The organism is Bradyrhizobium sp. SBR1B, assembly GCF_014198205.1.
In the GTDB taxonomy this organism is placed as follows: domain Bacteria; phylum Pseudomonadota; class Alphaproteobacteria; order Rhizobiales; family Xanthobacteraceae; genus Bradyrhizobium.
On the sequence record NZ_JACIHC010000013.1, the window covers coordinates 50,755 to 63,580 of the forward strand.

Annotated in this window: 13 protein-coding genes; 9 read left to right on the plus strand and 4 right to left on the minus strand. The window is 65.3% G+C overall.

Annotated features, from left to right (window positions below; translation table 11 throughout):
- The first annotated feature begins 20 nt into the window (after positions 1-20).
- The 6 genes from GGD61_RS27275 (at position 21) to GGD61_RS27300 (ending at position 5,352) form a co-directional block, all read left to right on the plus strand.
- A complete protein-coding gene (locus tag GGD61_RS27275; protein WP_177236934.1) occupies positions 21-956 on the plus strand; it encodes a SurA N-terminal domain-containing protein in 936 nt (311 codons plus the stop codon).
- Positions 956-1,996 (plus strand): 4-hydroxythreonine-4-phosphate dehydrogenase PdxA, encoded by a 1,041-nt coding sequence (pdxA, locus tag GGD61_RS27280; protein ID WP_092252921.1) that lies wholly within the window; start codon positions 956-958, stop codon positions 1,994-1,996. Before GGD61_RS27275 ends, pdxA begins: the two co-directional genes overlap by 1 nt.
- Positions 1,993-2,850: a 16S rRNA (adenine(1518)-N(6)/adenine(1519)-N(6))-dimethyltransferase RsmA gene (rsmA, locus tag GGD61_RS27285; RefSeq protein ID WP_092252919.1), complete on the plus strand. Its 858-nt coding sequence runs from the start codon at positions 1,993-1,995 to the stop codon at positions 2,848-2,850. The genes pdxA and rsmA overlap by 4 nt, the downstream gene beginning before the upstream one ends.
- Positions 2,851-2,922: 72 nt before the next feature.
- Positions 2,923-3,981, plus strand: a complete 1,059-nt coding sequence (locus GGD61_RS27290; protein WP_092252917.1) for an alcohol dehydrogenase — start codon at positions 2,923-2,925, stop codon at positions 3,979-3,981.
- 74 nt (positions 3,982-4,055) lie between these two features.
- Entirely contained in the window at positions 4,056-4,292 is a 237-nt protein-coding gene (locus tag GGD61_RS27295; RefSeq protein ID WP_092252915.1) for a hypothetical protein, read from the plus strand.
- A 340-nt stretch (positions 4,293-4,632) separates the two neighbouring features.
- On the plus strand, positions 4,633-5,352 hold the full coding sequence (locus GGD61_RS27300) for a Crp/Fnr family transcriptional regulator (protein ID WP_183231594.1): 720 nt from the start codon (positions 4,633-4,635) through the stop codon (positions 5,350-5,352).
- Between the two features lie 114 nt (positions 5,353-5,466).
- Here the strand turns inward: GGD61_RS27300 and GGD61_RS27305 are convergent, their stop codons facing one another.
- A complete protein-coding gene (locus GGD61_RS27305) occupies positions 5,467-6,204 on the minus strand; it encodes a Crp/Fnr family transcriptional regulator (protein WP_018317561.1) in 738 nt (245 codons plus the stop codon).
- A gap of 159 nt (positions 6,205-6,363) precedes the next feature.
- On the opposite strand from GGD61_RS27305, the gene GGD61_RS27310 reads away from it, so the two are divergent.
- A complete protein-coding gene (locus GGD61_RS27310) occupies positions 6,364-6,597 on the plus strand; it encodes a hypothetical protein (RefSeq protein WP_092252911.1) in 234 nt (77 codons plus the stop codon).
- 17 nt (positions 6,598-6,614) lie between these two features.
- A complete protein-coding gene (locus GGD61_RS27315) occupies positions 6,615-7,316 on the plus strand; it encodes a Crp/Fnr family transcriptional regulator (protein ID WP_092252909.1) in 702 nt (233 codons plus the stop codon).
- 50 nt (positions 7,317-7,366) lie between these two features.
- Here GGD61_RS27315 and GGD61_RS27320 read toward each other — a convergent pair whose 3' ends face one another.
- Positions 7,367-7,981 carry a cupin domain-containing protein gene (locus tag GGD61_RS27320; protein WP_092252907.1) on the minus strand — a complete coding sequence of 205 codons (615 nt, stop codon included), beginning with the start codon at positions 7,979-7,981 and terminating at the stop codon, positions 7,367-7,369.
- Positions 7,982-8,110: 129 nt separating this feature from the next.
- Positions 8,111-9,733: a hypothetical protein gene (locus GGD61_RS27325; protein ID WP_244550606.1), complete on the minus strand. Its 1,623-nt coding sequence runs from the start codon at positions 9,731-9,733 to the stop codon at positions 8,111-8,113.
- A gap of 1,287 nt (positions 9,734-11,020) precedes the next feature.
- On the opposite strand from GGD61_RS27325, the gene GGD61_RS27330 reads away from it, so the two are divergent.
- Entirely contained in the window at positions 11,021-12,232 is a 1,212-nt protein-coding gene (locus GGD61_RS27330) for a hypothetical protein (RefSeq protein WP_244550605.1), read from the plus strand.
- On the opposite strand, the gene gmk is transcribed toward GGD61_RS27330, so the two are convergent.
- Positions 12,165-12,824, minus strand: a complete 660-nt coding sequence (gene gmk, locus GGD61_RS27335; protein WP_092252901.1) for a guanylate kinase — start codon at positions 12,822-12,824, stop codon at positions 12,165-12,167. The two genes, GGD61_RS27330 and gmk, sit on opposite strands and share 68 nt — an antisense overlap.
- Positions 12,825-12,826: the final 2 nt, after the last annotated feature.

Below are 12,826 nucleotides of genomic sequence, written 5' to 3' on the forward strand. Positions count from 1 at the left end.
CTGACATGCGAGCGACAATCATGACGACCCCATTGCCCGTCTTCCGCCTCCTCCTCGCCATCGCTGCCGGACTGGTCCTGACCGGACTGCCCTCGCCGTCGCGCGCGCAGAACATCGTCGTCATGGTCAACGGCGACCCGATCACCGATTTCGACATCGAGCAGCGCTCCAAGCTCGACCAGCTGACGACGCAGAAGACCCCGAGCCGGCAGGAGGTCATCAACGAGCTGATCGACGACAAGGTGAAGATGAAGGAGGGCAAGAAGTACGGGGTCGACCCCGGCATCTCCGACATCAACCAGTCCTACGAAGGCATGGCGCAGCGCATGCGCATCACGCCGGACCAGCTCACCAAGTCGCTCGAATCCAAAGGCGTCCGTCCCGAGACGCTGAAGGGCCGCATGAAGGCCGAGATGGTCTGGACCAGCCTGGTGCGCGGCCGCTTCAAGGAGAAGCTGCTGGTCGGCGAGCGCGACGTCGCGCAGGCCGTGCAGGCCCAGACCGGCGACAAGCTCCAGATCGAAGGCACCGAATACAAGATGCAGCCGATCGTGCTGATCGTGCCGCGCGGCTCGTCCGCGGCGTTCCTGGAAACACGCAAGAAGGAAGCCGAGAGCTATCGCGCGCGCGTCGGAAGCTGCGAGGAAGCCAACTCGCTGTTCCGCTCGACGCCGAACGCCACCATCCGCGACAGCGTCACCAAGACTACCGCAGAGCTGCCGGAAGCGCTGCGCAAGGTGCTCGACGACACCCCGATCGGCCATTTGACCGCGCCCGAGATGACCAAGAACGGCATCGAGATGGTGGTGCTGTGCTCGCGCAAGCCGACCATGATCGACACGCCGAAGAAGCGCGAGGTCCGCGAGAAGATGTATCAGGAGAAGTACGAGAAGACCCAGAAGGCCTATCTCGACGAGCTCCGCAAGGCGGCGATGATCGAATATCGCAACCGCTGATGGCCAATCGCGCAGCCAAACCGCATAGCCTTCCCCTTGCCCTGACCCTGGGAGAGCCCGCCGGCATCGGCCCCGACATCACGATCGCAGCCTGGCTCCGGCGCCGTGAACTGAACCTGCCCGCCTTCTATCTGCTCGGCGACGAGGCGCTGATCGCCCGGCGCGCCAAGGCGCTCGCCGCCGCGCTGGGGGCCGACGTCAGGACCGCGGCGGTGAGCCCCGGCGAGTCCGCTTCCGCCTTCACCGATGCCCTCCCCGTGGTCGCCACCGGCGAGCGCGCGACCGCCGAGCCCGGCAAGCCCGACGCATCGAGCGCGCCGGCCGCGCTCGCCTCGATCCGGCAGGCGGTCACCGATGTCCGCGAGGGCCGCGCCGGCGCCGTCGTCACCAATCCGATCGCCAAGAGCGTGCTCTACCGCTCAGGCTTCCGTCATCCCGGCCACACCGAATTCCTCGCCGAGCTCGCCGCGGAAGGCGGCCGCGTGCCGCAGCCGGTGATGATGCTGTGGTCGCCTCGGCTTGCCGTGGTGCCCGTGACCATCCACGTCTCGATTCGCGATGCGCTGGCAGAGCTCACCAGCGAGCTGATCGTCTCGACCGTGCGCATCGTCGCAGCCGAGCTGAAATCGCGCTTCGGCATCGCGCAGCCGCGTATCGCGGTCTCCGGCCTCAATCCGCATGCCGGCGAGGACGGCTCGCTCGGTCACGAGGAGCAGACGATCATCGCCCCGGCGCTTAAGGTGTTGCGTGGCGACGGCATCGAGACCAGGGGGCCGCTGCCCGCCGACACCATGTTCCACGAGGCCGCGCGCAGCACCTATGACTGCGCAATCTGCATGTATCACGACCAGGCGCTGATCCCGATCAAGACCGTCGCCTTCGACGACGCCGTCAACGTCACGCTCGGCCTGCCCTTCATCCGCACCTCACCCGATCACGGCACCGCCTTCGACATCGCCGGCACCGGCAAGGCCAATCCGGCCAGCCTGATCGCGGCGCTTCAGCTGGCCAGCCGCATGGCGGCTTCGCAAAGCCGATGAGCGCGATCGACGACCTCCCGCCGCTCCGCGAGGTCATTCGCCAGCACGCGCTGTCGGCGCGCAAATCGCTCGGCCAGAATTTCCTGCTCGACCTCAATCTCACCGCCCGCATCGCGCGCGCCGCAGCACCGCTCGACGATTCCACGATCGTCGAGATCGGCCCCGGCCCGGGCGGGCTGACACGCGCGCTGCTTGCGCTCGGCGCGAAGCGCGTCATCGCCATCGAGCATGACGAGCGGGCGATCCCGGCCTTGCAGGATATTTCCGCGCGCTATCCTGACAGGCTCGAGATCGTGCATGGCGATGCCATGACCTTCGATCCCCGCCCGCTGCTCAATGGCGAACGCGCGAAGATCGTCGCCAACCTGCCCTACAACATCGCGACCCAGCTCCTGATCGGCTGGCTCACCACCGAGCCCTGGCCGCCCTGGTACGATATGATGGTGCTGATGTTCCAGCGCGAGGTCGGCGAGCGCATCGTCGCGCGCGAGGACGAGGAGGCCTATGGCCGGCTCGGCGTGCTCGCCAATTGGCGCTGCGAGACCAAGATCCTGTTCGACATTGCGCCGTCCGCCTTCGTGCCGCCGCCGAAGGTCACCTCCTCCGTCGTGCGCCTCACGCCGCGCGCCGAGCCTCTCCCTTGCGATCGCAGGCTGCTCGAACAGGTCGCCGCCGCCGCCTTCGGTCAGCGCCGGAAAATGTTGCGGCAGAGCCTGAAATCGCTCGGCGCCGATCCGGCGCGGCTCGCCGCCGCCGCCGGCGTCGATGCGACGCGTCGCGCGGAGACCATTCCGATATCCGGCTTTGTTGCCATGGCCTGTGAATTGGCCAATATACGAACCGAAGAAGCATGATCCGGAAAAGTGTGAAGCGGTTTTCCGAACGAGATCATGCTCAAACAATGAGATAATTTCGGAGGAAGAAATATGGCGTTGATGCGTCGGCAGTCCCTGGTCAAGTTCGATGCGCCGCTGTGCGAGACCATCGTCGACACGCCCAAGCCGAAAGGCGCCGAAGTGCTGGTGCGCATCGAGCGTTGCGGCCTCTGCCATTCCGACCTGCACATCCAGGACGGCTACGCCGATCTCGGCGGCGGCAAGAAGCTCGACACCACGCGCGGCATGACGCTGCCCTTCACGCTCGGCCACGAGATCGCAGGTGTCGTCGACGAAGTCGGCCCCGACGTGCCGGCCGGCCTCATTGGCGCGAAGAAGGCCGTCTTCCCCTGGATCGGCTGCGGCCAGTGCCGCGACTGCGCCAATGGCGACGAGAATCTCTGCGTGAAGCAGCGCTTCCTCGGCGTCTCCATCGATGGCGGCTTCGCCACCCACGTGCTGGTGCCCGACGCGAAATATCTGCTCGACTACGATCCCCTGCCCGTCAACCAGGCCGCGACCTTGATGTGCTCCGGCGTCACCGCCTATGGCGCGCTCAAGCGCCTGGTCGACCGCCCGCGCCAACGCAACCTGCTGCTGATCGGTCTCGGCGGCGTCGGCATGATGGGCCTGTCGTTCGCGCAGGCGATGTTCAAGCAGCCGATCACGGTCGCCGACCTCTCGCCGGCCGCGCGCGAGACCGCGCTGAACAACGGCGCCGCCAATGCCTATGATCCGTCCGAGCCCGACGTGATCAAGCGCATCCTGAAGGAGACCGAAGGCGGCTTCGACGAGATCGTCGATTTCGCCGGCAACGAGAAGTCGATGGCCTTCGCGGTCGCGGTCGCCGCGCGCGGCGGCAAGATCGTGGTCTCCGGCCTGATGGGCGGCCAGTTCACATTGCCGATGGTGCAATGGGTCTACAAGCGCATGACCATCGAGGGTTTCATGGTCGGAACGCTCAACGAGGCCCAGGAGCTGATGGCGCTGGCGCGCGCCGGCAAGATCAAGCCGACGCCGATGCGCGAGGAGCCGATGGGCGATGTCCAGAAATGGATCGACCAGCTTCGTGCCGGCAAGGTCGTCGGCCGCATCGTGCTGAAGAACTGAGCCGCGCGCAGCGGGCCCGACGCAAGTTGGGCCCGCGTGACGGAACGCCTGCGGCCCCGCCGCGTTGGCAGCGCATGTCCATTCGCTGCACCGTCGAAAGCGCATTCTTCATCGCCTGGAGCTGCCTGGAGCAGAGCGGCGAGCTCGGCCCGCCAGACGAGAGCGCCAACGTCATTCTCGACGCCATCGAAGGTCAGCTCAAAACCGGCGAACGCCGGCAGCTGATGCTCGCCAACAAGGCGATCGACGCCTATCGCGCGCACGCGGCGATGCGCCGATCCTCGTGGGATCGCGAAGCACGCTTCGGCTGATGATCTTCGCCGCCCCTCGGGCCGCCGGCCCGGCGGCGTTTTGGCGGATTGAGGCCAGCGGTCCTCGGGCAAAGCGCACGAAGTACGGCGCTCGGCGCCACACGCTACGCCAATCCGCAAGCCCGCTATGTTCACTCCTGAACAGACCTCGCCAGATCAACGCTGCCGGGCAGCGCACGCATGCAGCCTCGCTCCCAACCTTCCGGAAGTCCGCAAAGACCGCGCGCCAGCATCTCAACTATGCAACGGCCGCTTGTGTGCACTTTGGAACCGTCGGTTCCGCCATGGAAACGTAGGGTTCTGGCTGGCGCCGATTCCCGGCCAGCCCAGAGACGCAACTGTGACCGGTCGGCCCCCGAACGATCTGCTCCGGCAGCTCACCCACCAGGATTTCGAATTGCTCGCGCCTCACCTTCAGCCGGTCGAACTCGCGGCGAGCCACGTTCTGCATCACGCCGGCGACGACGTGGCGGCGGTGCATTTTCCCTGCGGTCCCGCACTCGTGTCGTTCGCCGTGCCGGTCGAGGACGATCGCGAGGTCGAAAGCCTGCTGGTGGGCCGCGAGGGTGCGGTGGGCATTGCCGCAGGCCGCAACCCTTCGCTGGCTTATTCACGCATCGTCGTGAAGCTGGGCGGCAGCCTCGTCCGTCTGCCGCTGCGCGCGCTTGAGCAGGCACAGCAGCGGTCAGCCACGCTCCACGAGGTCTTTTCGCGCTACGCCGACTGCCAATTCGCGCAGCTGCTGCAGACGGCGGCCTGCAACGCGGCGCATTCGATCGAGCAGCGCGCCGCCCGGTGGATCATCTCCGCGAAGGAGAGTATCGGCGGCGCCGAGATCCCCCTCACCCACGAGCAGCTCGCCGGCATGCTCGGCGTCTCCCGCAGCTATGCCAGCCGCGTCATCCAGATGTTCAAGGCAAGGCGCATCCTCGCGACCCGCCGCGGCGCCATCCTGATCCTCGACGGGACAGCGCTCGAAGCCAGAGCCTGCTGCTGCAATGATTGGGTGAGGAAGCACTTTGACGAGGTGCTGGGCGGAGCGTCACCTGCCGATGGCTAAAGCGCGATGCGATCAGGATGCATCGTCATCCCGCTTTAGGTTGTTGTTCAATCATGATCTTTTCGGAAAACCGCTGCGCACTTTTCCGGATTATGCTCTAGCATCTTTGCGGCCTCACCCCTCCGGTGGCGACTGGCGTTTCAGATGCAGATAGGCCGGGCTGAAATCGCCGAGCCGCTGCAGCTCGCGCCATTTCAGGACGATGAGCTCCCCGTCGCGCAGATCCATGGTGCCGCCCCGCCTGAGGTCAGCGAGCGTCCGGTTCACGGTCGCGATCGCCATGCCGAGCGTCTCGCCGAGCTGCACCAGGCTGATGGGCAGGCGGAAGCGATTGCCGCGGACGAGCTGCGCGGCGCGGGCGCGGTAGAACAGTTCGCAGAACAGGTGCGCCATACGCGCCTGCATCGGCCGGGCGCTGTTGTTGGTGATGGCCTCGCGAAAGATCGAGGCATCGAGCAGCGTCTCGCGCCAGACCGAGAGCGCGAAAGTGGGCCGGCGCCGGAAGGCTATGAACAATTCGCGATGCGGGATGAAGGCGACCGAGGCGTGCCCGAGCGCGGAGAGCCCATGGTCCATCTGGTCGATGAACAGCCCCTGGGAGTCCGGGAGGTCACCGGAGATATGGAACGCGAGATATTGCCGTCCCCCGCTGCCGAGCAGATGGTAACGCGCCACCATGCCGGAGACGACCAGCGCCGAATGTTCAGGCTCCTCGCCCTGGCGGATGAAATCCTCGTTGGGCGCGACATCGCGCTGCGTGAAGGTGAGCGCGCGGATCTCGTCGAGATCCTCCCCGGTGAGCGCGGTGTGCTCGCTCAGGTTCCGGATCAGCACGTCGTGGGCTTTTTCCATGAGACCACCAAAAATCGCGCCGGATCTATCAAATGATACTTCTGGCCCTGGTTCAGCGGACTAGAACGCGAGACGGACGCACTGGTTGCTAATCCGTTTGCGATCATTCGGGTCGCACTCACACCATCACCTCGACCACCAACCGAGCCCGCCCTTCTCATGAGTCCTACGACGATCCTGGAGCGCATCCGCGGCCTGTTCGCATCCGATACCAGCGAACACCTCGACTGCATCAGCGATGCCTTCAAGAACGGCACGCTGCGCGAGCCGGCGCATCCGATGTCGGATCAGGAACTCGCCCACGCCATCCGCGAGTTCCGCAGCACTGAGGTCTCCGACTGGACCATCGCAAAGCTCTCGCGGCGCTTCATCGACGCGCCGCGAGAGGGCTGAAGCGCGCCACGAGACTCATGCCGCATCCGAAGTTCATCGCGCGTCTCCAGGCCATCGAAGGCCTGTCCGAGGACGAACGCCAGCAGATCGCGGGCCTGCCGTCCACGCTACGCCAGGTCGCGGACGGCGAGATCGTGCTGCGTCAGGGCGAGGCCGCCTCGCGCTGCGTCTTCGTCGTCAGCGGCTTTCTCTACCAGGCCCGCATCGTCGGCGATCGCAGCCAGATCCTCGCGTTCCACGTTCCCGGCGACATGCCCTGCCTGCACACGCTCCTGGTCACGCCGATGGATGCGGATCTCGTCGGCCTCGGCCCGACCATCGTCGGCTACGTCGGGCACAGCCAGCTCCGTCAGCTGCTCGACGGCTCTATCCATCTGACCCGCGCGTTCTGGCGCGAGACGCTGATCGATGCGGCGATCTCGCGGCAATGGATCGCCCGCCTCGGCGCGCAGGCGGCCCTGCCGAAGGTCGCGCATCTGATCTGCGAGCTCGCGGCGCGGCTGGAGATCGTCGGCCTTCTCAAGGACGCCTGTTTCCAGATGCCGATGACGCAGCGCCACGTCGCCGATGCCTGTGGCCTGTCGATCGTGCACGTCAACCGCACCATTCAAGAACTACGGCATCGCGGGTTGATCGCATGGGAGGGCAGCGAGATCGAGCTGCTGCAGCCTGAAGAATTGCGCAGGCTTGCCGATTTCACGCCCGACTATCTGACCTGAGCGCGGAGGGCGAGCGCAGAGGATGGGTGAGCGGACCGCTCTCCCTCGCGTCACGATCGCGGCCGCGCGGTCCGCCATGATGTGAACAGCGGACCACCGCGGCCGAGGACGGGATCCGTCTTCGGCCTGCGGACCTTGGCGATGCGCTTGACGGCATCGGGACGCTCGCGCGTGTCGGTGCACTCGTCGTACGTCCCGTCCTGCGGATACGCTCCGACGACCCCAAAGTCCCGGCTGGACTCGATCAGCCTGTGTCCGGTGCCGGCGGGCAGCACCAGAACGTCGCCGGCTTTCACGCGGAGGACGCGTCCCTTGACCCCGCCGCACTCAAGCCTGGCCGTGCCGCGCGCCACGCCCATCACTTCGTGGACCTGCGAATGATAATGGACGAAGTCATACACGGTGTCCCGCCACGACCGGCCCCAGCCGTTTGTATCGAACAGCGTGTCGATGATGACCTCAGGGGGATAGCGCCTGGACTTCAGATTGACCGCGCCGCGATAGAGCAACACCGGAAAACGCGGATTGTTCGGCACGATGCCATCGTCGCGAAAACGGATGGCTGCCGGCTTCCGGGCCCGCACCAGCGCCCGCAGCGTTGCCGCATCGGGATGCTCCTCCACGAGCTTCTTGGCGAGATTCTTGATCTGGTCCTTGATCGGCATGGCCTGTCCTCAGCCACGGTTCAACGACGCTGGAGGTGAGAAGTTTCAGGCGAACGGGCTTGATCGGCAGGCCCCACTCCGTCCTGCGGATGATCTCTCTAGCGATGCCTCGCACCTCCTTAGATCACGCTACGGCGTGATGATATCCAGCCTGTCCCGCGACGGGAGCGTTGCCTTGAAGGCCCGAAGCGCGGCGTCAACCGCCGCCGCATCGGCCAGCGGCGTGCGGTAGAAATCGACGTTCTGACGCGACAAGGTTACGCTTCTCGTTTGGAGCACGGCGACCTTCGTCCAGCTCGATGGCACGCCTTTCTCGAACCAGCCCTCGTAAATCATGACGAGACCGACGTCGTGATCGTGGGCAAGGGCCGCCATCTCTGCCGGCCCATAATCTCCCGCCATTCTCGCCTTGCGCACCTGCTCCGAACCAAGGCCCCAGAGATCGAGCGTATAGTTGGTATTGCGATATGCAACCAAGCCGAGATCGTTGACCCCAACCGCATCTCTGTAAAACGATTGGGCGAAACGAGCCATCTGGTATTGCTGCTCGTAGATATCGCTTGCGCCTAGCGGCGAGACCACTGCCGCTGTCATGTAGGGAATCGCCGCGGTGCCGAGCCCGAAGACCACGCCGACCTTCACACGAGACCATTGCAGCGCAGAGAGCCGTGGCTTGAGTTGTGCGATGCCCCACAGCAACGCGGCTGCCGCGAGAGCCATGATGTATACCTCATACCGATTGAACCAACCGTATTGACCGCACACCAGATGGGCTCCGGCGGCAACAAGAACAGCCAGAAGGACGATCAGTACCTTGCGATCGGCGCGTAGCAGACTGGCGCACCAGGCAACAGCGAGACCGAGTGCGATGAGCCGCAATCCATACGACGTCATCACGCTCCGCAGCATGTTTCTGACGATAGCGGGTAGCTCGCTCGCGGGCTGATCAAGAGTCGTCAGATAGCCTTTCAACAAGACGGAGCTCGGCAGCAACGGCAGGCCACGCGAGGCCATGAGAACGGCATAGCCCGATAGAGTGACGACAATGACTAGCGCTGCGCCGGCCGCGAAGCGGCGCTGGTCCAGCAGCGTGAACGCCGCGATTGCGGCACCGGCGAATGCGATCCCTTCGAAGCGGATGAGCGGAAGCAGCACCAGGGCGAGGAAATGGAGTGATGTTGGTGCGAACCCGCGCGCAGCCGCCACGAGACCAGCAAAGGTCACGATTGAGGCCCAGACGTGAATACTGTGCTCCATGCCGGTCATGGGCAGCGCGACGGCGCTGACACTGAAGATGAGGAGCAGCGCGATCACGCAAGCGAACGGAAGCTCGCCCACACCATCGAACAGGCCATTCGCCTCCAAGAGGCGTGTGATAGCCAAGATCGCCGCACCTGCGGCTGCAGCGTTGATCAACAACGGACCAAATGCACCGAGATGAAGCGCTTCGGTCAGAGCCAGACAATATGGCCAGATGATCGATGAGCTAGGCGATGAATATTCCCCGGCGTTGATCCCATATCCGCCGGACAGGATCTGGTCGGCGACCGCAAGGTGGATATACGCATCGTCGAGCGTGAAGAAGAGCCTGAAGTCGCACAGCGCCAGGACTGCGATGATCTCCATCGCAAGCAATCCCAGCCAAACGAGTATGGCTGCAGTTGAGGGTTGAATCCAGGTATCGGCACCCAATTGTCCCGACGACGCCCTGCCTGTCTTGTCGGGGCAATCGCATTGATCGACGACAGCCATCACACTCCCCTGTCAGTCGCTCGATCACGATTGACGCCTTGCCGGGGTCCATTCCCACATCCTGCGGTTTATCTTAGCCTTCCTAACAGTCGGTGACTGCAAGGCTTGAAATTCAGGTTTCCCTTGGGCAGTCGCAGAGGTAAAGGTTTGGAACTAGGGAACGCTGGTCCGCTAGGCCGCTTGGGTCATTTGCGATGATGGGGCGCGTTTCCGCGATGTACACGACAAACGGAGCTGACGGCGGTTCCTTGAGAGGCGTCGGGCAAAACACCCGGTCAAGCCCAACGCGCAAAAATATTCCACTTTCCCGAATTTCGGATTTGTGGCATATGCGCCTCATCCCGGCCCTGCCAAAGGGGCGCTTCGCGATCGTCACGAGATGCGGGCCGGGTGGCGGTGGACGCGGTAGCGCCGGCGCGATCAGCCTGATGACAGGGCGGGCAACCGTGAGTCTTCAGGGGACGCGATACGACCCGGCGCGGTCACAGCGGTTTCGTCGATGCCTGGGGGCGAGCACACGCAAGCTTCCGGATATTCCGGCGGGATCGTCCGCGGACGGAGAAGTCGTGTGGTCCTGACGCCCGGGGTCTGTGCGTCAAGGCTTGCGGTGATGCGGCGGTCCGACCGGGCACTGCATCGATCATTCCCGCAAGGCGACGGGGGCAATAGTGCATCGCTCCCCGGGGAGAGCACGAAGGACACCGTTAAAACCAGCCGCGCAGGGAAGGCCGGGCGACCGGCATCACCTGTGGTCCACCCCGTGTGCATCTTCGTCGCGCACGGACTTGCGGGTGCCGCCGGCGCCCGGCCTTCCCTGCGCCCTTTGGTCTTCATGGAGCGCGACGACAGCAAGCCTCGGGCGAAATGCGCCGCGAGAATGGGAAGCCGTGTCTGCGAGTTACGAAAGCCGATCGAGCGCGATCTATTTGCCCCATACTCGTCATTGCGAGTGCCCCCACTGTCACGCACCTTTCGCCCCGTCACTGGAACCGTCAGCCCGAGCGGCTCGCACGGTCGGGCGAAGGCGACGGTGTGACTTTCACCGGCTCTGGCTGTCTCGGCGCCCGCAGCGGCTCCGGAACCGGGGGGCGCTCCGATGGTTGCGGCGGAACCTGGAGCTCGGCGAAGCAGTAACGCCCAGGAAAATGCCTGATCTCGCGCCGGAACGAATGCGCTGCGAGCCCAATTCAAGCCACATCCTCTCCGGATTTGCGGCTCATTGCCACCCAAGTCTTTGATGACAAAGGGCTGGTTGAGAGTTGCGTCATGCGTAACCGGGAGACCAGGATGGGCAACCGCACCGCAAAATTCGTATCCGCGCTGGTCGGCAGCATCATTGCCGGCGCACCACTGGCTGCCGTGTCGCAGAATGCGCCGGCGCCATCGAGCACAGCCAACGCGGCCGCCGACTGCCTCGCCTCGCCGAAGGGTGCCGCGCCGCAGGGGCAACACTGGTACTATCGTCTCGACCGCACCACCAAGCGGCAATGCTGGTATCTGCGCGCCGCAGGCGGCAAATCCTCCCAGACCGCGCAGGCGACGACCGACGCACCCGAGGCGGATTCAGCCGCGCCGCAAACGATGCAGAACGCGCGCGCCGAATACATCGCTCCGCAGACGAGTGCCGCACCTGGCATGCCCAACACGAGCGCGCCCGCGCCCGCCGCAACCAATGCGCAGCCGGTCGCCCAGCAACCACCAAGCGGCGCGCCCGAGACCAACGCGCAGCAGCCGGCCGTGACCGCGCGCTGGCCCGAGACCTCCCCGGCCTCCGCCGCGCCCGCCCCGCGGCCAGCTCCCGTTGCGGCCACCGCACCACCAAGCGCGAAGCCGACAAAGCCTCCCGCGCCGATGGCGCTGGCCGGGCCAGACGGCACCGCCGACAAGCCGGCCGGCTCGGTGCAGATGCTGCTGCTCGTGATCGGCGGCGCGCTGGCGCTCGCCGGCATCCTCGCCAGCATCATCTACCGCTTCGCCGGCGGACGCGTACGCGTCCAGGCCGCCGTCGACCGCCGCGGGCATTGGGACGATTGGGCGCCGCAGGACCAGGACGGAAGCCGCGCACCCTGGCTCGGTGCGGAGCCCGCCGTCACGCCGCGCGCAAAGCAGGGCCCCGTCGACTTCGATGAAGTTCGGCCGCCGCAGACCGCGCAAATCGCAGCCTTCACCAGGGAGATCGGCAGGATCGCGGCGCAATCCGCGTCCATTCGCAACAAGGCCGCCGAACTCGACAAGGCCGACATCTTCAACGGAAAGTTCGAGATCGAGGCATCGCCCCCGCGGCTCGCAGCCAAGGACATCGGCGACGAAAAGGCCGTCGATCACCATGAAGATGCGCCGGTAGACGCGCAGGCCGGAGAGGCCGTCGACGTCGACGTGATCACCGCGATGCTGGAACGGCTGGCGAAGCAAGGGCCGCGGCTGCCGCAGCCTAGCCCTGCAGCTGCCCTTGCAAACCTCGCACGAAGCCAACGAGGCCAATCCGCCGCTCGCGCTTGAGGCGCTCGGCTTTCAGGATCGACTGCACCTCGGCAAAGGCCTCGTCGACGTCGTGGTTGATCACGATGTAGTCGTACTCGGCCCAGTGACTCATCTCGTGGCTGGCGCGGCTCATGCGCTTGCGGATCACCTCGTCGGAATCCTGCGCGCGCGAGTGCAGACGCTTTTCGAGATCCGCCGCCGAGGGCGGCAGGATGAAGACGCTGACGACGTCGGCGCGGGCTTTTTCGCGCAGCTGCTGCGTGCCCTGCCAGTCGATGTCGAACAGCACGTCCTGCCCGGACGATAGCGCGGCTTCGACGGGGCCACGCGGCGTGCCGTAGCTGTTCTCGAACACGGTGGCCCATTCCAACAGCTCGTCACCTTTCACCATCGCCTCGAAGCGGGGCTTGTCGACGAACAGATAATCCTTGCCGTTGACCTCGCCCGGCCGCATCGGGCGCGTGGTCGCGGACACCGACATTTTCAGGCCGGACATCCGGTCGATCAAAAGACGCGACAGCGTCGTCTTGCCCGCGCCCGAGGGCGAGGACAGCACGAACATCAATCCGCGCCGCTCGACACCGTCAGTTCCGTGACCGCCGCTCGTCATCG

What these genes read in the sequence shown, in the direction of transcription:
- GGD61_RS27310 (WP_092252911.1), top strand. Translation starts at nt 6,364, where the DNA reads ATGAGTCCTACGACGATCCTGGAGCGCATCCGCGGCCTGTTCGCATCC.
- GGD61_RS27325 (WP_244550606.1), bottom strand. Translation starts at nt 9,733, where the DNA reads ATGGCTGTCGTCGATCAATGCGATTGCCCCGACAAGACAGGCAGGGCG.
- rsmA (WP_092252919.1), top strand. Translation starts at nt 1,993, where the DNA reads ATGAGCGCGATCGACGACCTCCCGCCGCTCCGCGAGGTCATTCGCCAG.
- GGD61_RS27275 (WP_177236934.1), top strand. Translation starts at nt 21, where the DNA reads ATGACGACCCCATTGCCCGTCTTCCGCCTCCTCCTCGCCATCGCTGCC.
- GGD61_RS27305 (WP_018317561.1), bottom strand. Translation starts at nt 6,204, where the DNA reads ATGGAAAAAGCCCACGACGTGCTGATCCGGAACCTGAGCGAGCACACC.
- GGD61_RS27320 (WP_092252907.1), bottom strand. Translation starts at nt 7,981, where the DNA reads ATGCCGATCAAGGACCAGATCAAGAATCTCGCCAAGAAGCTCGTGGAG.
- GGD61_RS27315 (WP_092252909.1), top strand. Translation starts at nt 6,615, where the DNA reads ATGCCGCATCCGAAGTTCATCGCGCGTCTCCAGGCCATCGAAGGCCTG.
- GGD61_RS27295 (WP_092252915.1), top strand. Translation starts at nt 4,056, where the DNA reads ATGTCCATTCGCTGCACCGTCGAAAGCGCATTCTTCATCGCCTGGAGC.
- GGD61_RS27290 (WP_092252917.1), top strand. Translation starts at nt 2,923, where the DNA reads ATGGCGTTGATGCGTCGGCAGTCCCTGGTCAAGTTCGATGCGCCGCTG.
- gmk (WP_092252901.1), bottom strand. Translation starts at nt 12,824, where the DNA reads ATGACGAGCGGCGGTCACGGAACTGACGGTGTCGAGCGGCGCGGATTG.
- GGD61_RS27330 (WP_244550605.1), top strand. Translation starts at nt 11,021, where the DNA reads ATGGGCAACCGCACCGCAAAATTCGTATCCGCGCTGGTCGGCAGCATC.
- pdxA (WP_092252921.1), top strand. Translation starts at nt 956, where the DNA reads ATGGCCAATCGCGCAGCCAAACCGCATAGCCTTCCCCTTGCCCTGACC.